At 52.0% G+C, this 21409-nt stretch carries 18 protein-coding genes and 1 other annotated feature; of the genes, 11 read left to right on the top strand and 7 right to left on the bottom strand.

The features are described 5' to 3' along the window. Positions 1-49: 49 nt before the first annotated feature. The 4 genes from hha to acrA all read right to left on the bottom strand — a co-directional run bounded on the left by hha (position 50) and on the right by acrA (position 5579). Positions 50-268, bottom strand: coding sequence for a hemolysin expression-modulating protein Hha (gene hha / locus C1P89_RS13370; RefSeq protein ID WP_001291435.1), 219 nt, complete (start codon positions 266-268; stop codon positions 50-52). A gap of 25 nt (positions 269-293) precedes the next feature. Then, entirely contained in the window at positions 294-668 is a 375-nt protein-coding gene (tomB, locus tag C1P89_RS13365) for an Hha toxicity modulator TomB (protein ID WP_000344800.1), read from the bottom strand. 545 nt (positions 669-1213) lie between these two features. Beyond that, on the bottom strand, positions 1214-4363 hold the full coding sequence (gene acrB, locus C1P89_RS13360) for an efflux RND transporter permease AcrB (RefSeq protein WP_001132464.1): 3150 nt from the start codon (positions 4361-4363) through the stop codon (positions 1214-1216). 22 nt (positions 4364-4385) lie between these two features. Beyond that, positions 4386-5579, bottom strand: coding sequence for a multidrug efflux RND transporter periplasmic adaptor subunit AcrA (gene acrA / locus C1P89_RS13355; protein ID WP_011310152.1), 1194 nt, complete (start codon positions 5577-5579; stop codon positions 4386-4388). Between the two features lie 141 nt (positions 5580-5720). Between acrA and acrR the strand changes: the two genes are divergently transcribed. Together acrR and mscK are read left to right on the top strand one after the other, a co-directional pair. Continuing rightward, positions 5721-6368 carry a multidrug efflux transporter transcriptional repressor AcrR gene (acrR, locus tag C1P89_RS13350; protein WP_000101737.1) on the top strand — a complete coding sequence of 216 codons (648 nt, stop codon included), beginning with the start codon at positions 5721-5723 and terminating at the stop codon, positions 6366-6368. 127 nt (positions 6369-6495) lie between these two features. Beyond that, on the top strand, positions 6496-9858 hold the full coding sequence (gene mscK / locus C1P89_RS13345; protein ID WP_000177726.1) for a mechanosensitive channel MscK: 3363 nt from the start codon (positions 6496-6498) through the stop codon (positions 9856-9858). A 211-nt stretch (positions 9859-10069) separates the two neighbouring features. Here the strand turns inward: mscK and rsmS are convergent, their stop codons facing one another. Further along, complete coding sequence (gene rsmS / locus C1P89_RS13340; RefSeq protein ID WP_000051146.1) at positions 10070-10231, bottom strand: pleiotropic regulatory protein RsmS; 162 nt, start codon at positions 10229-10231, stop codon at positions 10070-10072. A gap of 13 nt (positions 10232-10244) precedes the next feature. Then, positions 10245-10772, bottom strand: coding sequence for a primosomal replication protein N'' (gene priC, locus C1P89_RS13335; protein WP_000844871.1), 528 nt, complete (start codon positions 10770-10772; stop codon positions 10245-10247). Positions 10773-10841: 69 nt separating this feature from the next. On the opposite strand from priC, the gene C1P89_RS13330 reads away from it, so the two are divergent. The 8 genes from C1P89_RS13330 (at position 10842) to hemH (ending at position 18867) form a co-directional block, all read left to right on the top strand. Beyond that, positions 10842-11219 carry a DUF454 family protein gene (locus C1P89_RS13330; protein ID WP_001188905.1) on the top strand — a complete coding sequence of 126 codons (378 nt, stop codon included), beginning with the start codon at positions 10842-10844 and terminating at the stop codon, positions 11217-11219. A gap of 152 nt (positions 11220-11371) precedes the next feature. Next, the gene (apt, locus tag C1P89_RS13325) at positions 11372-11923 is read left to right on the top strand and encodes an adenine phosphoribosyltransferase (protein WP_000127356.1); all 552 of its coding nucleotides are present in this window, start codon (positions 11372-11374) and stop codon (positions 11921-11923) included. A 128-nt stretch (positions 11924-12051) separates the two neighbouring features. Further along, positions 12052-13977, top strand: a complete 1926-nt coding sequence (dnaX, locus tag C1P89_RS13320) for a DNA polymerase III subunit gamma/tau (protein ID WP_000122026.1) — start codon at positions 12052-12054, stop codon at positions 13975-13977. Beyond that, positions 13310-13374 (top strand) — a sequence feature (DnaX frameshifting element). Its footprint overlaps the gene before it by 65 nt. 52 nt (positions 13978-14029) lie before the next feature. Beyond that, the gene (locus C1P89_RS13315; RefSeq protein ID WP_000467098.1) at positions 14030-14359 is read left to right on the top strand and encodes a YbaB/EbfC family nucleoid-associated protein; all 330 of its coding nucleotides are present in this window, start codon (positions 14030-14032) and stop codon (positions 14357-14359) included. Then, the gene (gene recR / locus C1P89_RS13310) at positions 14359-14964 is read left to right on the top strand and encodes a recombination mediator RecR (RefSeq protein ID WP_001195025.1); all 606 of its coding nucleotides are present in this window, start codon (positions 14359-14361) and stop codon (positions 14962-14964) included. Before C1P89_RS13315 ends, recR begins: the two co-directional genes overlap by 1 nt. Positions 14965-15073: 109 nt before the next feature. Then, on the top strand, positions 15074-16948 hold the full coding sequence (gene htpG / locus C1P89_RS13305) for a molecular chaperone HtpG (RefSeq protein ID WP_000678201.1): 1875 nt from the start codon (positions 15074-15076) through the stop codon (positions 16946-16948). A gap of 180 nt (positions 16949-17128) precedes the next feature. Then, positions 17129-17773 (top strand): adenylate kinase, encoded by a 645-nt coding sequence (gene adk, locus C1P89_RS13300; RefSeq protein WP_005141066.1) that lies wholly within the window; start codon positions 17129-17131, stop codon positions 17771-17773. Between the two features lie 131 nt (positions 17774-17904). After that, positions 17905-18867, top strand: a complete 963-nt coding sequence (hemH, locus tag C1P89_RS13295; RefSeq protein WP_001250066.1) for a ferrochelatase — start codon at positions 17905-17907, stop codon at positions 18865-18867. Here the strand turns inward: hemH and aes are convergent. Next, positions 18864-19823: an acetyl esterase gene (gene aes, locus C1P89_RS13290; RefSeq protein WP_000801838.1), complete on the bottom strand. Its 960-nt coding sequence runs from the start codon at positions 19821-19823 to the stop codon at positions 18864-18866. The genes hemH and aes overlap by 4 nt on opposite strands. Positions 19824-19974: 151 nt before the next feature. Here aes and gsk point away from each other — a divergent pair, with 151 nt between their 5' ends. Next, on the top strand, positions 19975-21279 hold the full coding sequence (gsk, locus tag C1P89_RS13285) for an inosine/guanosine kinase (RefSeq protein ID WP_000671574.1): 1305 nt from the start codon (positions 19975-19977) through the stop codon (positions 21277-21279). Positions 21280-21409: the final 130 nt, after the last annotated feature.

Here is a 21409-nt window from a genome sequence, read left to right as displayed (position 1 = left end):
TAAAATTCTTAATAAACAGCCGGTTATAGCTCCGAAAGCGAATTATTTATTAGCGAATAAATTTCCATACTGAGGAAGGGATCTTGTCGTATAGTTTATTCATGGTCAATTCGGCGAGGCGGTGATCTGCGGCTGAGTAAAATACCGCCAGTTCATTATCTGATAATTCGTATTTATTTTTCTCGATAACACGCTCCAGCGTGTCAATTGTCTGGCAACGACGTAAACGCATTAAATAATCGGTTTTCGTTAAAGGTTTTTCGGACATACTTCTACCCATGGTTGTAATAATTCTAACAAGATAAACTCGCAGGATTCTCTTTCGTCGCATTGACAAAACAACGGAATAGTCGATTACCTGACTTCCGCCATTTCTGAAGATCCTGCATATTAATACCATAACTACTGAACAACATAAAGGTGTCATCCAGATATTCGTCGATCTGCTCAATGAGCTTATTGTCTTCATTATACTTAATTTTGTAATTAAGTGCGAAGGTCGCAATATGCTCAATCAGTTCATTCAACTGGAGGTTGATCGCCGAGGTTGGGTCGTTAACCCAGCCATGATTGCTTTCTTCAAGGTTTGCAAGGCAGTCATGATACAGGGTTTCACAGAGAAACTTAAGCTGTGCGATATCATGTCTTTTGGGTGAGTATTCATCCATAACGCGTCCCCTTCTTAGCGGTTGAACTAACGGACACCTTTCGGGATGGAAAAAACTTACTGACCTGGACTTGCCCTCTCGTTTGTTAGCTTAACTATAAGCCACTCTTTGCAGGTTTTCATCGCATTATTACGAAAAATTACAATTAGGAAGGAATCGGGACAGGACTCACTTTTTCATACTAGCACTAACCCGCAGCAGGTAAAAGCAGTCTGCTCGAACTGTTCATAACATTTCAGGATTATCGCCAGATGAAATTGGTGACACTAATACCAGGATTGCTCTGAATATGACGTAATAACCGAGGAATGAATAAAGAATTACCGCAAATAATTAAGAATAGCCTCTAAATGATTATGGATTATTAAATCTATTAGCGCTACTTAATATAAATTAACTAACAATCAGTATTTTTTATGAATTTTATCCGTGGTTAATACTGGTTTTCGTATGAGATCCTGAGTTGGTGGTTCAATTACTCCTTAATGTTCGTAGGTTATGCATAAAAAAGGCCGCTTGCGCGGCCTTAGTGATTACACGTTGTATCAATGATGATCGACAGTATGGCTGTGCTCGATATCTTCATTCTTGCGGCTAAAGCGGCGGCGAACCACCACAAAGAATACCGGAACGAAGAAGATTGCCAGTACCGTTGCGGTCACCATCCCGCCCATTACACCGGTACCTACTGCGTTCTGCGCGCCGGAACCAGCACCAGTACTGATAACCAGCGGCATAACGCCGAGGATAAACGCCAGCGAGGTCATCAGGATCGGACGTAAACGCATCCGCACTGCATCAAGCGTCGCTTCAATCAGACCTTTACCTTCTTTATCCATCAAGTCTTTGGCGAATTCGACGATAAGTATCGCGTTCTTCGCCGACAACCCAATGGTTGTGAGCAGGCCTACCTGGAAGTAAACGTCATTGGTCAGGCCACGGAAGGTGGCAGCCAGCAACGCACCGATAACCCCCAGCGGAACGACCAGCATAACGGAGAACGGAATCGACCAGCTCTCGTACAGCGCCGCCAGACACAGGAATACGACAATCAACGAAATCGCGTACAGTGAAGGTGCCTGGTTGCCGGAGAGACGTTCCTGATAGGACATCCCCGTCCAGTCATAGCCAACACCGGTAGGCAGTTTGCTCGCCAGTTGTTCCATCAGCTCCATTGCTTCACCGGTACTTTTACCCGGTGCCGCCTGGCCTAAGATTTCCATGGATGGCAGGCCGTTGTAACGTTCCAGACGCGGCGAACCGTACTCCCAACGAGAAGAGGAGAACGCCGAGAATGGCACCATCTGACCATCAGCAGCACGAACATACCAGTCGCCGATATCATCCGGCAGCATACGGTATTTCGCTTCTGACATGACGTAAACTTTCTTCACACGACCGCGGTCGATAAAGTCGTTCACATAGCTACCGCCCCATGCAGCGCCCAGAGAGGTGTTAATGTCGTTGATAGAAACACCCAGCGCCTGCGCTTTTTCCTGGTCGATATCAATCTTAAACTGCGGGGTATCTTCCAGACCGTTTGGACGTACGCTGGTCAGCATATCAGGGTGCTTCGCTGCTTCTGCAAGCAGCTGGTTACGCGCCTGAGTCAGTTTTTCGTGACCAAGGCCAGCCTGGTCAATCAGCTCAAAGTCAAAGCCGGTTGCAGTACCCAGTTCCACGATTGCGGGCAGGTTAAAGGCGAAAACCATCGCATCTTTGATTTGCGAGAAAGCGCGTGTTGCACGCATGGTAATCGCTTCAACTTTGTTTTCTTCGCCCGGACGATCGGCCCAGTCCTTCAAGGAAACGAACGCAATACCGGTATTCTGACCACGTCCCGCAAAGCCGAAGCCGTTAACGGCGAACACCGACTCAACGTTGTTCTTTTCTTTGGTCAGATAGTAATGCGTTACCTCATTGAGCACTTTCTGCGTACGTTCCTGCGTTGCACCTGCTGGCAGCTGAACCATGGTCATAAATACGCCCTGGTCCTCATCTGGCAAGAAGGAGCTTGGCAGACGCACGAACAGATAGGCCATGCCGACCACGATGATCAGATACAGCACCAGGTAACGCCCCGTACTGCGCAGAATACCGCCTACGCTGTCGGTGTAGTGGTGCGTGCTCTTCTCGAACATGCGGTTAAACCAGCCGAAGAAGCCTTTTTTACCTTCCCCGTGATCGCCTTTGGCAATCGGTTTCAGCATGGTGGCACAAAGAGCCGGAGTCAGGATCAACGCTACCAGTACCGACAGCGCCATTGCTGAAACAATGGTAATAGAGAACTGACGATAGATAGCACCAGTAGAACCGCCAAAGAAGGCCATCGGTACGAATACCGCCGACAGTACCATCGCGATACCGACCAGAGCGCCCTGAATCTGCCCCATCGACTTACGGGTAGCTTCTTTTGGCGGCAAACCTTCTTCCGCCATAACACGCTCCACGTTTTCTACCACAACGATAGCGTCATCCACCAACAAGCCGATGGCGAGCACCATCCCGAACATTGTTAGCGTGTTTATCGAGAAGCCAAAGGCGGCAAGGACGGCAAAGGTCCCGAGCAATACCACCGGTACGGCAATGGTCGGAATCAACGTCGCGCGGAAGTTCTGCAGGAACAGATACATAACCAGGAACACGAGGATGATCGCTTCGACCAGCGTTTTAACCACTTCGTGAATAGAGATTTTCACGAACGGCGTGGTGTCGTACGGGTAAACAATTTTCAGACCCGACGGGAAGAACGGTTCCATCTTCGCCAGTTCAGCACGGATTGCCGCAGCGGTATCCAGCGCGTTTGCACCGGTCGCCAGCTTGATCCCCAGACCGGAAGCCGGTTGGCCGTTAAACTCTGCGATGATGTCGTAGTTCTCACCACCCAGCTCAATCTTCGCCACATCACGCAGCAGTACGCGGGAACCATCCTGATTCACTTTCAGCAGGATTTTGCCGAACTCTTCAGTAGAGGTCAGACGCGTCTGAGCAATAATAGAGGCGTTAAGCTGTTGGCCTTTCACCGGCGGCGTACCACCGAGCTGACCCGCCGCAACCTGGGCGTTCTGCGCTTTGATGGCGGTAATGACATCAACCGGCGTTAGCTGGAATTTGTTCAGCTCATTCGGGTTCATCCAGATACGCATCGCGTACTGTGAACCGAACAACTGAACATCACCCACGCCCGACGTACGGCTGATGGCATCTTTCATATTCGCCGCTACGTAGTCAGAGATATCCTCCTGCGTCATGGTGCCATCGGTGTTGATAACGCCGACAACCATCAGGAAGCTGCTGGATGATTTCTCAACGCTCACCCCTTGCTGCTGAACTTCTTGCGGCAGCAACGGCATCGCCAGCTGCAGTTTGTTCTGCACCTGAACCTGCGCGATATCCGCATCAGTACCAGACTCAAAGGTCAGGGTGATCTGCACGGTACCCGTGGAGTCACTGTTAGAGGACATGTACATCAGGTTATCGATACCGTTCATATTCTGTTCGATAACCTGTGTCACCGTGTCCTGCACTGTTTTCGCATCAGCGCCGGGGTAGGAGGCGGAGATCGTTACTGCCGGCGGTGCAATCGTAGGATATTGCGCCACCGGCAGTTTGAGGATCGCCAGCCCCCCTGCCAACATGATGATAATGGCGATCACCCACGCAAAAATCGGGCGATCGATAAAGAAATTAGGCATGTCTTAACGGCTCCTGTTTAAGTTAAGACTTGGACTGTTCAGGCTGAGCACCGCTTGCGGCTTGCTGGTTATTATCAGCGGTAACTTCTTGTGCTTTTACCTGGACACCAGGACGCACTTTCTGCAGCCCACTTATTACTACGCGATCGCCTGCTTTCAGACCTTCTGTCACCAGCCACTTATCGCCAATAGCCTGGCTTGCAACGATCGGACGGGTTTCCACTTTGTCATCCGCGCCAACTACCAGTACGGTGGCATCACCACGCGGCGTACGGGTTACGCCCTGTTGCGGGACTAAAATAGCGTTTGGATTAAGCCCTTCTTCCAGACGTGCGCGCACGAACATACCCGGCAGCAGAGTGTGATCCGGGTTCGGGAAGATAGCGCGTAGGGTGATAGACCCAGTGGTCTGATCAACGGTAACGTCAGAGAATTCCAGCGTACCGTCCTGCGGGAACTTAATGCCGTCACTGGTGATCAGCGACACTTTGGCTTTGCCGTTCTCTTGTTTCAGCGTGCCATTCGCCAGTTCCTGTTTCAGGCGCAGGAAGTCGTTGCTGGACTGGGTCACATCAAGGTAGATCGGATCAAGTTGCTGCACGGTTGCCAGCGCAGTCGCCTGACCGTTCTGTACCAATGCGCCTTCCGTCACGTTCGACTTACCAATGCGACCGCTAATCGGAGAGGTGACTTTGGTGTAAGCCAGATTGATCCGCGCAGTTTCAACGGCAGCTTTCGCCGCAGTTACCGCAGCATTCGCCTGTTGCGCATCAGCCAGAGCCTGATCGTACTCTTGCTTACTGATGTACTGAGTACCGAGCAGTTTCTGATAACGATTCACCGTCAATTGCGCGATATTGGCTGCAGCCTGGGCTTTCGCCAGATCACCTTTCGCACTGTCGTATGTCGCCTGATAGGTCGCAGGATCAATCTGATAGAGAGAGACACCAGCTTCGATGTCGCTACCTTCTTTGAAATTACGCTTCAGGATAATCCCGCTAACTTGAGGACGAACTTCTGCGATCCGGTAGGCACTGGTGCGACCCGGAAGCTCGGTTGTGATCTGCAGAGGTTCAGTTTTGACTGTTACTACGCCAACGGCGGGCATCTGCTGGCCACCTTGTTGGGCCTGTTTGTCGTCACATCCTGTTAGGGCTAAGCTGCCTGAGAGCATCAGAACGACCGCCAGAGGCGTAAACCCTCTGTTTTTGTTCATATGTAAACCTCGAGTGTCCGATTTCAAATTGGTCAATGGTCAAAAGTTAATAAACCCATTGCTGCGTTTATATTATCGTCGTGCTATGGTACATACATTCACAAATGTATGTAAATCTAACGCCTGTAAATTCACGAACATATGGCACGAAAAACCAAACAAGAAGCGCAAGAAACGCGCCAACACATCCTCGATGTGGCTCTACGTCTTTTCTCACAGCAGGGGGTATCATCCACCTCGCTGGGCGAGATTGCAAAAGCAGCTGGCGTTACGCGCGGTGCAATCTACTGGCATTTTAAAGACAAGTCGGATTTGTTCAGTGAGATCTGGGAACTGTCAGAATCCAATATTGGTGAACTAGAGCTTGAGTATCAGGCAAAATTCCCTGGCGATCCACTCTCAGTATTAAGAGAGATATTAATTCATGTTCTTGAATCCACGGTGACAGAAGAACGACGTCGATTATTGATGGAGATTATATTCCACAAATGCGAATTTGTCGGAGAAATGGCTGTTGTGCAACAGGCACAACGTAATCTCTGTCTGGAAAGTTATGACCGTATAGAACAAACGTTAAAACATTGTATTGAAGCGAAAATGTTGCCTGCGGATTTAATGACGCGTCGGGCAGCAATTATTATGCGCGGCTATATTTCCGGCCTGATGGAAAACTGGCTCTTTGCCCCGCAATCTTTTGATCTTAAAAAAGAAGCCCGCGATTACGTCGCCATCTTACTGGAGATGTATCTCCTGTGCCCCACGCTTCGTAATCCTGCCACTAACGAATAACCCTGAATCTGACTCCAGGATTTTTCCTGGACATTTTCGTCGTTGCTATTCTGGTTCACTGCGTCGTGATATTCTTGCGGTTTGACTTTTTCAGGTCGTTCTTCAGGTTCAGAAACCTTCATTCATCATGACTATGTTCCAGTATTACAAACGATCACGGCATTTTGTTTTTTCAGCATTTATTGCTTTTGTTTTTGTCTTGTTATGCCAGAACACGGCGTTTGCGCGGGCGTCATCGAATGGTGATCTGCCGACAAAAGCGGACCTGCAGGCGCAACTTGACTCACTAAATAAACAAAAAGATCTTTCTGCTCAGGACAAACTGGTGCAGCAGGATCTGACAGATACATTAGCCACCCTCGATAAAATCGATCGCATAAAAGAAGAGACAGTTCAGCTACGGCAAAAAGTCGCTGAAGCGCCGGAAAAAATGCGCCAGGCGACCGCGGCGTTAACAGCACTTAGCGATGTCGATAACGACGAAGAAACGCGCAAAATTCTGAGTACGCTTTCGTTGCGCCAGCTGGAAACTCGCGTTGCCCAGGCGCTGGACGATTTGCAAAACGCACAAAACGATCTGGCGTCTTATAACAGCCAGCTGGTTTCGTTACAGACGCAGCCCGAACGCGTGCAAAATGCGATGTATAACGCTTCGCAGCAGCTGCAACAAATTCGCAGTCGTCTGGATGGGACTGATGTCGGCGAGACTGCCTTACGTCCCAGCCAGAAAGTGTTAATGCAGGCTCAGCAGGCGTTGCTGAATGCGGAGATTGACCAGCAGCGTAAAAGCCTGGAAGGGAACACCGTCTTGCAGGATACCTTGCAAAAGCAACGTGATTACGTGACGGCGAACAGCGCCCGTCTGGAGCACCAGTTGCAGCTGTTGCAAGAAGCGGTAAACAGCAAGCGCCTGACTTTAACTGAAAAAACGGCGCAGGAAGCCGTCTCCCCGGATGAAGCCGCGCGTATTCAGGCTAATCCGCTGGTGAAACAGGAACTGGAAATTAACCAGCAGTTAAGTCAGCGTCTGATTACCGCGACTGAAAACGGTAATCAGTTGATGCAGCAAAACATTAAAGTCAAAAACTGGCTGGAGCGGGCGCTGCAATCGGAACGCAATATTAAAGAGCAGATTGCCGTCCTGAAGGGCAGCCTGCTGTTGTCTCGTATCCTTTACCAGCAACAACAAACGCTGCCCTCGGCGGATGAACTGGAAAACATGACCAACCGCATCGCGGATTTGCGTCTCGAACAGTTTGAAGTTAACCAGCAGCGTGATGCACTCTTCCAGAGCGATGCGTTCGTCAACAAACTGGAAGAAGGTCACACCAACGAAGTCAACAGCGAAGTTCACGATGCGTTATTGCAAGTGGTTGATATGCGTCGCGAATTGCTGGATCAACTCAACAAACAGTTGGGTAACCAGCTGATGATGGCCATTAACCTGCAAATCAACCAGCAGCAGTTAATGAGCGTATCGAAAAACCTGAAATCCATCCTGACTCAGCAAATCTTTTGGGTGAACAGTAACCGTCCAATGGACTGGGACTGGATCAAAGCGTTCCCGCAAAGCCTGAAAGATGAATTTAAGTCGATGAAAATCACGGTGAACTGGGAAAAAGCCTGGCCTGCCGTTTTTATCGCTTTCCTCGCCGGTTTGCCGCTGCTGTTGATTGCCGGGCTGATCCACTGGCGTCTGGGCTGGCTGAAAGCGTATCAACAGAAACTGGCTTCCGCTGTGGGTTCCCTGCGTAACGATAGCCAGCTCAACACACCAAAAGCGATCCTTATCGACCTGATCCGCGCGCTGCCGGTGTGCCTGATTATTCTCGCGGTTGGCCTGATTCTGTTGACCATGCAGCTCAACATCAGCGAACTGCTATGGTCGTTCAGTAAAAAACTGGCGATTTTCTGGCTGGTGTTTGGCCTGTGCTGGAAGGTACTGGAGAAAAATGGCGTTGCCGTGCGTCACTTCGGCATGCCGGAGCAGCAGACCAGCCACTGGCGTCGGCAAATTGTCCGCATCAGTCTCGCGTTGCTGCCTATCCATTTCTGGTCTGTGGTGGCAGAACTTTCCCCGCTGCATCTGATGGATGATGTGCTGGGGCAGGCGATGATTTTCTTCAACCTGCTGCTGATTGCCTTCCTGGTATGGCCAATGTGCCGCGAAAGCTGGCGTGATAAAGAGTCGCACACCATGCGACTGGTCACCATTACCGTGCTGTCGATTATCCCGATTGCATTGATGGTGCTGACTGCCACGGGTTATTTCTACACCACGCTGCGCCTCTCCGGGCGTTGGATTGAAACCGTTTATCTGGTGATCATCTGGAACTTGCTCTACCAGACGGTATTGCGCGGCTTAAGCGTAGCGGCGCGGCGTATCGCCTGGCGTCGTGCGCTGGCGCGTCGGCAGAATCTGGTGAAAGAGGGCGCAGAAGGTGCCGAACCGCCGGAAGAACCCACCATTGCACTGGAACAGGTTAACCAGCAGACGCTGCGTATTACCATGTTGCTGATGTTTGCGCTGTTCGGTGTCATGTTCTGGGCAATTTGGTCCGATTTGATCACCGTGTTCAGCTATCTCGACAGCATCACGCTCTGGCATTACAACGGCACTGAAGCTGGCGCTGCGGTGGTGAAAAACGTCACCATGGGCAGTCTGTTGTTTGCGATTATCGCCTCAATGGTGGCCTGGGCGTTGATTCGCAACCTGCCTGGTTTACTGGAAGTGCTGGTGCTCTCGCGACTGAATATGCGTCAGGGCGCGTCGTATGCCATTACTACCATCCTTAACTACATCATTATTGCCGTTGGTGCGATGACGGTGTTCGGATCGCTGGGCGTCTCTTGGGATAAACTCCAGTGGCTGGCCGCAGCATTATCCGTAGGTCTTGGTTTTGGTTTACAAGAAATTTTCGGTAACTTCGTCTCCGGTTTGATCATTCTGTTCGAACGTCCGGTGCGTATTGGCGATACGGTAACCATTGGTAGCTTCTCGGGGACGGTAAGTAAGATCCGTATTCGTGCGACAACGATTACCGATTTCGATCGCAAAGAAGTGATCATCCCGAACAAAGCGTTTGTTACCGAGCGTCTGATCAACTGGTCGTTGACTGACACTACTACGCGTCTGGTGATCCGTCTCGGCGTGGCCTATGGCTCCGATCTGGAAAAAGTGCGTAAAGTGTTACTGAAGGCGGCGACTGAGCACCCAAGGGTGATGCACGAACCAATGCCGGAAGTCTTCTTTACGGCGTTTGGTGCCAGCACGTTGGATCATGAGCTGCGTCTGTATGTGCGTGAACTGCGTGACCGTAGTCGTACTGTCGATGAGCTGAACCGTACTATCGATCAGCTGTGCCGTGAAAACGACATCAACATTGCCTTTAACCAGCTTGAAGTGCATCTGCACAACGAGAAGGGCGATGAGGTGACGGAAGTCAAACGCGACTACAAAGGCGATGACCCGACGCCAGCGGTAGGGTAATAACCAAAGGGGGCGACATTTAGTTGCCCCGAGATTACTGACAAAGTGCGCGTTGTTCATGCCGGATGCGGCGTGACCGCCTTATCCGGCCTACGAAACCGCAAGAATTCAATGTATTGCAGGAGCGGTGTAGGCCTGATAAGCGTAGCGCATCAGGCAGTTTTGCGTTTGCCCACAATCTTAGGGGACATTTAGCGGCCCCATTTATTTCTCACTTTTCCGCCTCATCATCGCGCGTTAATTTCTTTTCATAATCGCGTTTTACAATATCCAGCGCGCGCAGCACGGTGCGGGCTGGGATCTGATTTTCTTCCAGCAGCACAATCAAATCGACAGCCAGTTTGACATCGTCAGGGGCATTTTCAAGTGACATACTCTCTCCATTGCTAGCGGGTTAAGCGCGCTAGCCTGTTTTCGATTTTTTCCAGCGCATGGCGGCAGCGTGCCAGGCGCGCTTCATAGGCTTCCACTTCACGATGCAGCGTTTGCTGTTCCACGAGATCGGTCACCCGCGCCAGGCGGGCTCTGCGTTCGGCAACCATCTCACGTAGCCGCCGCTCAAAATCCTGATGCTGAATACGTTTACGCTGCCAGCGGGCAATTTTCGGTGGCGCACTGTCCCACTCGCGCAATGACCAGGCGGAGGCTTCACGCGCGATGGCTTCCAGTTGTGCCGCCAGATGTTCCGCCAGCCAGGCCACTTGCGGCAGCTGTTGCTGCTCAACCGCATGACAAAGCGCAGCCAGATTATCGCCCGCCTCGTCGAGACAAGCCTGTAGTGTTGTCGCACGAGTCTGAAAAAGATGCCTGTCGAAACGAGCACTTAGCGTGGCGAACTGTGACACCGGGGCACAACGCTGACGCAGCGTAGCGAGCTGTCCTTCCAGTTTTTCCAGCAGCAGGGCGGTTTTCACGATAAGACCTCAATGAAAATGATAATTGTTATGCTAAAGTAGCCACTCTGTAAGCTGACAACACTCAATATGCAACGAATCATTTTAATCATCATTGGCTGGCTGGCGGTAGTGCTGGGTACGCTGGGCGTGGTATTACCGGTATTACCGACGACGCCGTTTATCCTGCTGGCGGCCTGGTGCTTTGCCCGTTCTTCCCCGCGCTTTCACGCCTGGTTGCTGTACCGCTCATGGTTTGGCAGCTATCTACGTTTCTGGCAGAAACATCATGCGATGCCGCGCGGCGTCAAACCGCGGGCGATTTTGCTTATTTTGCTCACGTTTGCCATTTCTCTGTGGTTCGTCCAGATGCCATGGGTGCGCATCATGTTGCTGGTAATTCTCGCCTGTTTGCTTTTCTATATGTGGCGAATTCCGGTGATTGATGAAAAGCAAGAAAAGCACTGAAGCACAACAATCGCAGTTGCAATTATTGCGTACAGCCAGTACATTCTGGCGTTTTCGAGCACAGGCGCAGGCGGTCAAAGGTTAAACAACTGTTACTTTTGATACGTTTAAAACGCGCCGTGAGTACCACCGTAACAAGCAGGCATACACTTATGACCGCGACTGCACAGCAGCTTGAGTATCTCAAAAATAGCATCAAAAGCATTCAGGACTACCCAAAACCCGGCATTCTTTTCCGCGATGTCACCAGCTTACTGGAAGACCCGAAAGCTTACGCTCTCAGCATCGACTTGCTGGTTGAGCGTTACAAAAATGCGGGCATTACCAAAGTTGTCGGCACCGAAGCGCGTGGCTTCTTGTTTGGCGCTCCGGTAGCTCTGGGTCTGGGCGTTGGCTTTGTACCGGTCCGTAAACCGGGCAAACTGCCGCGTGAAACCATCAGTGAAACTTACGACCTGGAATACGGCACCGATCAGCTGGAGATCCACGTTGATGCCATCAAACCGGGCGACAAAGTTCTGGTGGTGGACGATCTGCTGGCAACCGGCGGCACTATCGAAGCGACCGTTAAACTGATCCGTCGTCTGGGTGGTGAAGTGGCTGACGCTGCGTTCATTATCAACCTGTTCGATCTCGGCGGCGAACAGCGTCTCGAAAAACAGGGCATTACCAGCTACAGCCTTGTCCCGTTCCCGGGCCATTAATTATCGCCAGTCTTGTGCTGCCCACGCTACGGACAGCACAAGATGTGCATTCAGCCTCGCCGTTCTGACGGGGCTGTGTTAGCATTACCCCTTCGTGAATCCACCTTCCAGCGTTTCAGAGCCTGCCAATGAGTTATCAGGTCTTAGCCCGAAAATGGCGCCCACAAACCTTTGCTGACGTCGTCGGCCAGGAACATGTGCTGACCGCACTGGCGAACGGCTTGTCGTTAGGGCGTATTCATCATGCTTATCTTTTTTCCGGCACCCGTGGCGTCGGAAAAACCTCTATCGCCCGACTGCTGGCGAAGGGGCTAAACTGCGAAACCGGCATTACCGCGACGCCGTGCGGCGTGTGCGATAACTGTCGTGAAATCGAGCAGGGGCGCTTTGTCGATCTGATTGAAATCGACGCCGCCTCGCGCACCAAAGTTGAAGATACCCGCGACCTGCTGGATAACGTCCAGTACGCTCCGGCGCGTGGTCGTTTCAAAGTTTATCTGATCGACGAAGTGCATATGCTGTCGCGCCACAGCTTTAACGCACTGTTAAAAACCCTTGAAGAGCCGCCGGAGCACGTTAAGTTTCTGCTGGCGACGACCGATCCACAGAAATTGCCGGTGACGATTTTGTCGCGCTGTTTGCAATTTCATCTCAAGGCGCTGGATGTCGAGCAAATTCGCCATCAACTTGAGCACATCCTCAACGAAGAACATATCGCTCACGAGCCGCGGGCGTTGCAATTGCTGGCGCGCGCCGCTGAAGGCAGCCTGCGAGATGCCTTAAGTCTGACCGACCAGGCGATTGCCAGCGGTGACGGCCAGGTTTCAACCCAGGCAGTCAGTGCGATGCTGGGTACGCTTGATGACGATCAGGCGCTGTCGCTGGTTGAAGCGATGGTCGAGGCCAACGGCGAGCGCGTAATGGCGCTGATTAATGAAGCCGCTGCCCGTGGTATCGAGTGGGAAGCGTTGCTGGTGGAAATGCTCGGCCTGTTGCATCGTATTGCGATGGTACAACTTTCGCCTGCTGCACTTGGCAACGACATGGCCGCCATTGAGCTGCGGATGCGTGAACTGGCGCGCACCATACCGCCGACGGATATTCAGCTTTACTATCAGACGCTGTTGATTGGTCGCAAAGAATTACCGTATGCGCCGGACCGCCGCATGGGCGTTGAGATGACGCTGCTGCGCGCGCTGGCGTTCCATCCGCGTATGCCGCTGCCTGAGCCAGAAGTGCCACGCCAGTCCTTTGCACCCGTCGTGCCAACGGCAGTAATGACGCCAACCCAGGTGCCGCCGCAATCAGCGCCGCAGCAGGCACCGACTGTACCGCTCCCGGAAACCACCAGCCAGGTGCTGGCGGCGCGCCAGCAGTTGCAGTGCGTGCAGGGAGCAACCAAAGCAAAAAAGAGTGAATCGGCAGCCGCTACCCGCGCGCGGCCGGTGAATAACGCTGCGCTGGAAAGACTGGCTTCGGTCACCGATCGCGTTCAGGCGCGTCCGGTGCCATCGGCGCTGGAAAAAGCGTCAGCCAAAAAAGAAGCGTATCGCTGGAAGGCGACCACTCCGGTGATGCAGCAAAAAGAAGTGGTCGCCACGCCGAAGGCGCTGAAAAAAGCGCTGGAACATGAAAAAACGCCGGAACTGGCGGCGAAGCTAGCGGCAGAAGCCATTGAGCGCGACCCGTGGGCGGCACAGGTGAGCCAACTTTCGCTACCAAAACTGGTCGAACAGGTGGCGTTAAATGCCTGGAAAGAGGAGAGCGACAACGCAGTATGTCTGCATTTGCGCTCCTCTCAGCGGCATTTGAACAACCGCGGTGCACAGCAAAAACTGGCTGAAGCGTTGAGCATGTTAAAAGGTTCAACGGTTGAACTGACTATCGTTGAAGATGATAATCCCGCGGTGCGTACGCCGCTGGAGTGGCGTCAGGCGATATACGAAGAAAAACTTGCGCAGGCGCGCGAGTCCATTATTGCGGATAATAATATTCAGACCCTGCGTCGGTTTTTCGATGCGGAGCTGGATGAAGAAAGTATCCGCCCCATTTGATCGTAAGCACAGCTTACGTTCGTCATCCTTAACGTGATTGAGAGAGAAACCTATGTTTGGTAAAGGCGGTCTGGGTAACCTGATGAAGCAAGCCCAGCAGATGCAAGAAAAAATGCAGAAAATGCAGGAAGAGATCGCGCAGCTGGAAGTCACCGGCGAATCTGGCGCAGGTCTGGTAAAAGTGACCATCAACGGTGCACACAACTGCCGTCGCGTAGAGATCGACCCGAGCCTGCTGGAAGACGACAAAGAGATGCTGGAAGACCTGGTGGCTGCAGCATTCAACGACGCAGCACGTCGTATTGAAGAAACGCAGAAAGAAAAAATGGCCTCTGTATCCTCCGGAATGCAGCTGCCGCCTGGCTTTAAGATGCCGTTCTGATGCAAACCAGCCCGCTGTTAACACAGCTTATGGAAGCACTGCGCTGTCTGCCGGGCGTTGGCCCGAAGTCGGCGCAGCGTATGGCGTTCACGCTGCTTCAGCGCGATCGTAGCGGCGGGATGCGTTTGGCGCAGGCGCTCACCCGGGCGATGTCGGAAATCGGCCACTGCGCCGATTGCCGCACTTTCACCGAACAGGAAGTCTGTAACATCTGTTCGAATCCGCGTCGTCAGGAAAACGGTCAAATCTGTGTGGTGGAGAGTCCGGCGGACATCTACGCCATTGAGCAGACGGGGCAGTTTTCTGGTCGTTATTTTGTGTTGATGGGGCATCTGTCACCGCTGGACGGCATCGGTCCGGATGATATCGGGCTTGATCGTCTGGAACAGCGTCTGGCAGAGGAAAAAATCACTGAAGTGATCCTCGCCACCAATCCCACGGTTGAAGGTGAAGCTACCGCTAACTACATTGCCGAGCTTTGCGCGCAATATGACGTGGAAGCCAGCCGAATCGCTCATGGCGTACCGGTTGGCGGCGAACTGGAAATGGTCGATGGCACCACGCTGTCACACTCCCTTGCCGGGCGTCATAAGATTCGTTTTTAAGCAAACGAGAGCAGGATCACCTGCTCTCGCTTGAAATTATTCTCCCTTGTCCCCATCTCTCCCTCATCCTGTTTTTAACCTTAAAATGGCATTATTGAGGTAGACCTACATGAAAGGACAAGAAACTCGTGGTTTTCAGTCAGAAGTGAAACAGCTTCTGCACCTGATGATCCATTCTCTCTATTCCAATAAAGAAATCTTCCTGCGTGAGCTTATCTCTAACGCCTCCGATGCGGCGGACAAGCTGCGTTTCCGTGCGCTATCTAACCCGGACCTGTACGAAGGTGATGGCGAACTGCGCGTTCGTGTCTCTTTCGATAAAGACAAGCGCACGCTGACCATCTCTGATAACGGCGTGGGGATGACCCGCGACGAAGTGATTGACCATCTGGGGACTATCGCTAAATCCGGTACCAAATCATTCCTCGAATCCCTGGGTTCTGACCAGGCGAAAGACAGCCAGCTGATCGGTCAGTTTGGTGTTGGTTTCTACTCTGCGTTTATCGTGGCCGACAAAGTGACCGTGCGTACTCGCGCGGCAGGCGAAAAACCAGAAAACGGCGTCTTCTGGGAATCGGCTGGCGAAGGTGAATATACCGTTGCCGACATCACCAAAGAAGATCGTGGTACTGAAATCACCCTGCATCTGCGTGAAGGCGAAGACGAGTTCCTCGATGACTGGCGCGTGCGTTCCATCATCAGCAAATACTCCGACCATATCGCGCTGCCGGTAGAGATCGAAAAACGCGAAGAGAAAGACGGCGAAACCGTTATCTCCTGGGAGAAAATCAACAAAGCGCAGGCGCTGTGGACTCGTAACAAGTCGGAAATCACCGATGAAGAGTACAAAGAGTTCTACAAACACATCGCCCACGACTTTAATGATCCGCTGACCTGGAGCCACAACCGCGTTGAAGGTAAGCAGGAGTACACCAGCCTGCTGTACATTCCGTCCCAGGCTCCGTGGGATATGTGGAACCGTGATCATAAACACGGCCTGAAACTGTACGTCCAGCGTGTGTTCATCATGGACGACGCAGAACAGTTCATGCCGAACTATCTGCGCTTCGTGCGTGGTCTGATTGACTCCAGCGATCTGCCGCTGAACGTTTCCCGTGAAATCCTCCAGGACAGCACGGTAACGCGTAACCTGCGCAATGCGCTGACCAAGCGTGTGCTGCAAATGCTGGAAAAACTGGCGAAAGACGACGCGGAAAAATACCAGACCTTCTGGCAACAGTTTGGCCTGGTACTGAAAGAAGGTCCGGCGGAAGATTTCGCTAACCAGGAAGCGATCGCCAAACTGCTGCGTTTTGCTTCTACCCATACCGATTCTTCTGCGCAGACCGTATCTCTGGAAGACTACGTTTCCCGCATGAAAGAAGGGCAGGAGAAAATCTACTACATCACCGCAGACAGCTATGCGGCAGCGAAGAGCAGCCCGCACCTGGAACTGCTGCGTAAGAAAGGCATCGAAGTTCTGCTGCTTTCCGACCGCATCGATGAGTGGATGATGAACTATCTGACTGAGTTCGACGGTAAACCGTTCCAGTCGGTGTCTAAAGTTGACGAGTCGCTGGAAAAACTGGCTGACGAAGTTGATGAGAGCGCGAAAGAAGCGGAGAAAGCACTGACTCCGTTCATCGACCGTGTGAAAGCCCTGCTCGGCGAGCGCGTGAAAGATGTCCGTCTGACTCACCGTCTGACCGATACGCCAGCGATCGTTTCGACCGACGCGGACGAAATGAGCACTCAGATGGCGAAACTGTTCGCTGCGGCGGGCCAGAAAGTGCCAGAAGTGAAATACATCTTCGAACTGAACCCGGATCACGTACTGGTGAAACGTGCGGCAGATACTGAAGATGAAGCGAAGTTCAGCGAGTGGGTAGAACTGCTGCTGGATCAGGCGCTGCTGGCAGAACGCGGCACGCTGGAAGATCCGAACCTGTTTATTCGTCGTATGAACCAGCTGCTGGTTTCCTGATGTCATGCCGGATGACCTTTGTGTCATCCGGCATTTTTCTTTTCATCATCTGCACTTTCCGCAAATTATCTCGCCATTAACCGTTTCAGCCTCAGGTGCCTTTCTTGAGGCAATCGCCTGTTGGTGGTATCGTTTATCGCTTTTTCAAAAAAATCGACACATTTTAAGGGGATTTTCGCAATGCGTATCATTCTGCTTGGCGCTCCGGGCGCGGGGAAAGGGACTCAGGCTCAGTTCATCATGGAGAAATATGGTATTCCGCAAATCTCCACTGGCGATATGCTGCGTGCTGCGGTCAAATCTGGCTCCGAGCTGGGTAAACAAGCAAAAGACATTATGGATGCTGGCAAACTGGTCACCGACGAACTGGTGATCGCGCTGGTTAAAGAGCGCATTGCTCAGGAAGACTGCCGTAATGGTTTCCTGTTGGACGGCTTCCCGCGTACCATTCCGCAGGCAGACGCGATGAAAGAAGCGGGCATCAATGTTGATTACGTTCTGGAATTCGACGTACCGGACGAACTGATTGTTGATCGTATCGTAGGCCGCCGCGTTCATGCGCCGTCTGGTCGTGTTTATCACGTTAAATTCAATCCGCCGAAAGTAGAAGGCAAAGACGACGTTACCGGTGAAGAACTGACTACCCGTAAAGACGATCAGGAAGAAACCGTGCGTAAACGTCTGGTTGAATACCATCAGATGACTGCACCGCTGATCGGCTACTACTTCAAAGAAGCGGAAGCGGGTAACACCAAATACGCGAAAGTTGACGGCACCAAGTCGGTTGCTGAAGTTCGCGCTGATCTGGAAAAAATCCTCGGCTAATCAAGCCGCAGCAGATCTGCTTTCGGGCAGGTCTGCTCATCCACCTCAGGCAATACCTCTCACAGCAATTAGTTCTTCTTCCTCACTTTTCCGCTACAATTATCAACAAGTTGAATCGATAAGAGGCGGTAATGCGTCAGACTAAAATCGGTATCCTGCTGGCAAACCTGGGTACGCCCGATACCCCCACACCTGAAGCGGTAAAACGCTATCTGAAACAATTTTTAAGCGACAGACGCGTGGTTGATACCTCACGGTTGTTATGGTGGCCATTGCTGCGCGGCGTTATTTTGCCGCTGCGCTCGCCGCGTGTGGCGAAGCTGTACGCCTCGGTCTGGATGGAAGGTGGCTCGCCGCTGATGGTTTACAGCCGCCAGCAACAGCAGGCGCTGGCACAACGTTTACCGGAGACGCCCGTAGCGCTGGGAATGAGCTACGGCTCGCCATCACTGGAAAGCGCCGTCGATGAACTCCTGGCAGAGCATGTAGATCATATTGTGGTGCTGCCGCTTTATCCGCAATTCTCCTGTTCTACGGTCGGTGCGGTATGGGATGAACTGGCACGCATTCTGGCGCGCAAACGTAGCATTCCGGGGATATCGTTTATTCGTGATTACGCCGATAACCACGATTACATTAATGCACTGGCGAACAGCGTACGCGCTTCTTTTGCCAAACATGGCGAACCGGATCTGCTGCTGCTCTCTTATCATGGCATTCCCCAGCGTTATGCAGATGAAGGCGATGATTACCCGCAACGTTGCCGCACAACGACTCGCGAACTGGCTTCCGCACTGGGGATGGCACCGGAAAAAGTGATGATGACCTTTCAGTCGCGCTTTGGCCGGGAACCCTGGCTGATGCCTTATACCGACGAAACGCTGAAAATGCTCGGAGAAAAAGGCGTAGGTCATATACAGGTGATGTGCCCGGGCTTTGCTGCGGATTGTCTGGAGACGCTGGAAGAGATTGCCGAGCAAAACCGTGAGGTCTTCCTCGGTGCGGGCGGGAAAAAATATGAATATATTCCAGCGCTTAATGCCACGCCGGAACATATCGAAATGATGGCTAATCTTGTTGCCGCGTATCGCTAAAGCTGAGCGGTAAAGAACTGAGCGCCGTCGCGAAGAGCCTCGTCGGCGGTTTTCATCATCCGTGAATAATGCAAAAAGGCATGCAGCGTACCTGGGTAGAGTTTGAACTCACAGGGCTGCTGATGCGCCGCTAACGTCTGGTAAAGCAGACGGCTGTCATCCAGCAGCGGATCGAACTCCGCCCCGGCAATAAAACAGGGCGGAACTTCGCGAGTGAGATCATTATTAAACAGACAGTAATACGGTGACTCGCGGTCCGCGTCGTTGCTTAAATACGCCTCTTCATACATCTGCAAATCCTGTTGCGTTAAGCCATCCCAGACACCGCCCAACAGACGACGAGTCACGGAATCCCGTAATCCGTAAAGCCCATACCACAGCAAAACACCCGCAATTTTACCGCAATCGATCTGTTTATCACGCAACCACAACGCACTGGCGAGCGCCAGCATGGCACCTGCGGAATCACCGGCAAAGCCAATGCGGGACATATTGATTTGATAATCCTCCGCCTGCTGGTGGAAATAACAACAAGCAGCCACAATTTCCTCTATCGCTTGCGGAAAACGCGCTTCAGGTGAAAGGGTGTAATCAATACCAATCACCGTACATTGGCTGTAGCTTGCCAGCAGGCGCATGATGCGATCGTGGGTATCGAGATTGCCGAGAATAAAACCGCCTCCATGCAAATAAAATAGCGTCGCCGGGCTATCTGGCTGCGGACAAAAGAGACGTGTTTCCACCTGCCCATATTTTGTTGGAACCATGTAAGCTCTGGTTGCCATTTCTGGAGCGCCCGCATTCCAGAATCGGCGCTCAAGCGTGTAATACTGTCGTTGCTCAGCAATCGTTCCCGTTGCGGGCCAGGACGGTAAATCCGGCTGAAGAGTATTCACAACGGTCTTCATTTCAGCAGAAATAAGGTCCAGAACAGGTAGTTTGTTTTCCGGCTTCATACAAAAACTCCTTTCAAATTACGTCATTGTAAGGAACCACTGCCATGAAAATGCGATCCCGCCTGCTGATATTGAAACTGGCTGCGTCTCGCGCGCTCCCGTCAGATTGTGTTAACATTCGCCGCTCAGTTAACCACCCGTAAAAACAACCATGAAATTTCCCGGTAAACGTAAATCCAAACATTACTTCCCTGTAAATGCACGCGATCCGCTGCTTCAGCAATTCCAGCCAGAAAACGAAACCAGCGCCGCCTGGGTCGTAGGTATTGACCAGACGCTGGTCGATATTGAAGCGAAAGTGGATGATGAATTCATTGAGCGTTATGGATTAAGCGCCGGGCATTCACTGGTGATTGAGGATGACGTAGCCGAAGCGCTTTATCAGGAGCTAAAACAGAAAAACCTGATTACCCATCAGTTTGCGGGTGGCACCATTGGTAACACCATGCACAACTACTCGGTGCTCGCGGACGACCGTTCGGTGCTGCTGGGCGTCATGTGCAGCAATATTGAAATTGGCAGTTATGCCTATCGTTACCTGTGTAACACTTCCAGCCGTACCGATCTTAACTATCTACAAGGCGTGGATGGCCCGATTGGTCGTTGCTTTACGCTGATTGGCGAGTCCGGGGAACGTACCTTTGCTATCAGTCCAGGCCACATGAACCAGCTGCGGGCTGAAAGCATTCCGGAAGATGTGATTGCCGGAGCCTCGGCACTGGTTCTCACCTCTTATCTGGTGCGTTGCAAACCGGGTGAACCCATGCCGGAAGCAACCATGAAAGCCATTGAGTACGCGAAGAAATATAACGTACCGGTGGTGCTGACGCTGGGCACCAAGTTTGTCATTGCCGAGAATCCGCAGTGGTGGCAGCAATTCCTCAAAGATCACGTCTCTATCCTTGCGATGAACGAAGATGAAGCCGAAGCGTTGACCGGAGAAAGCGATCCGTTGTTGGCATCTGACAAGGCGCTGGACTGGGTAGATCTGGTGCTGTGCACCGCCGGGCCAATCGGCTTGTATATGGCGGGCTTTACCGAAGACGAAGCGAAACGTAAAACCCAGCATCCGCTGCTGCCGGGCGCTATAGCGGAATTCAACCAGTATGAGTTTAGCCGCGCCATGCGCCACAAGGATTGCCAGAATCCGCTGCGTGTCTATTCGCACATTGCGCCGTACATGGGCGGGCCGGAAAAAATCATGAACACTAATGGAGCGGGGGATGGCGCATTGGCAGCGTTGCTGCATGACATTACCGCCAACAGCTACCATCGTAGCAACGTACCAAACTCCAGCAAACATAAATTCACCTGGTTAACTTATTCATCGTTAGCGCAGGTGTGTAAATATGCTAACCGTGTGAGCTATCAGGTACTGAACCAGCATTCACCTCGTTTAACGCGCGGCTTGCCGGAGCGTGAAGACAGCCTGGAAGAGTCTTACTGGGATCGTTAAGTTATCGTCGGTTCGTAGGCCAGATAAGGCGTTCACGCCGCATCTGGCATTTGGCTCTCGATGCCTGATGCGACGCTGGCGCGTCTTATCATGCCTACATATTTTTCATATTTTACATCCGGCAACCACC

It is taken from the genome of Shigella sonnei (assembly GCF_002950395.1).
In the GTDB taxonomy this organism is placed as follows: domain Bacteria; phylum Pseudomonadota; class Gammaproteobacteria; order Enterobacterales; family Enterobacteriaceae; genus ECMA0423.
The sequence above is the reverse complement of the archived record's forward strand: the minus strand, read 5'-3'. Positions and strand labels throughout refer to the sequence as shown.

Coding starts and splice junctions, on each gene's coding strand:
- hha (WP_001291435.1), bottom strand. CDS start 268: ATGTCCGAAAAACCTTTAACGAAAACCGATTATTTAATGCGTTTACGT.
- acrA (WP_011310152.1), bottom strand. CDS start 5,579: ATGAACAAAAACAGAGGGTTTACGCCTCTGGCGGTCGTTCTGATGCTC.
- C1P89_RS13315 (WP_000467098.1), top strand. CDS start 14,030: ATGTTTGGTAAAGGCGGTCTGGGTAACCTGATGAAGCAAGCCCAGCAG.
- C1P89_RS13330 (WP_001188905.1), top strand. CDS start 10,842: ATGCAACGAATCATTTTAATCATCATTGGCTGGCTGGCGGTAGTGCTG.
- hemH (WP_001250066.1), top strand. CDS start 17,905: ATGCGTCAGACTAAAATCGGTATCCTGCTGGCAAACCTGGGTACGCCC.
- acrR (WP_000101737.1), top strand. CDS start 5,721: ATGGCACGAAAAACCAAACAAGAAGCGCAAGAAACGCGCCAACACATC.
- rsmS (WP_000051146.1), bottom strand. CDS start 10,231: ATGTCACTTGAAAATGCCCCTGACGATGTCAAACTGGCTGTCGATTTG.
- apt (WP_000127356.1), top strand. CDS start 11,372: ATGACCGCGACTGCACAGCAGCTTGAGTATCTCAAAAATAGCATCAAA.
- acrB (WP_001132464.1), bottom strand. CDS start 4,363: ATGCCTAATTTCTTTATCGATCGCCCGATTTTTGCGTGGGTGATCGCC.
- tomB (WP_000344800.1), bottom strand. CDS start 668: ATGGATGAATACTCACCCAAAAGACATGATATCGCACAGCTTAAGTTT.
- mscK (WP_000177726.1), top strand. CDS start 6,496: ATGACTATGTTCCAGTATTACAAACGATCACGGCATTTTGTTTTTTCA.
- htpG (WP_000678201.1), top strand. CDS start 15,074: ATGAAAGGACAAGAAACTCGTGGTTTTCAGTCAGAAGTGAAACAGCTT.
- aes (WP_000801838.1), bottom strand. CDS start 19,823: ATGAAGCCGGAAAACAAACTACCTGTTCTGGACCTTATTTCTGCTGAA.
- recR (WP_001195025.1), top strand. CDS start 14,359: ATGCAAACCAGCCCGCTGTTAACACAGCTTATGGAAGCACTGCGCTGT.
- adk (WP_005141066.1), top strand. CDS start 17,129: ATGCGTATCATTCTGCTTGGCGCTCCGGGCGCGGGGAAAGGGACTCAG.
- dnaX (WP_000122026.1), top strand. CDS start 12,052: ATGAGTTATCAGGTCTTAGCCCGAAAATGGCGCCCACAAACCTTTGCT.
- gsk (WP_000671574.1), top strand. CDS start 19,975: ATGAAATTTCCCGGTAAACGTAAATCCAAACATTACTTCCCTGTAAAT.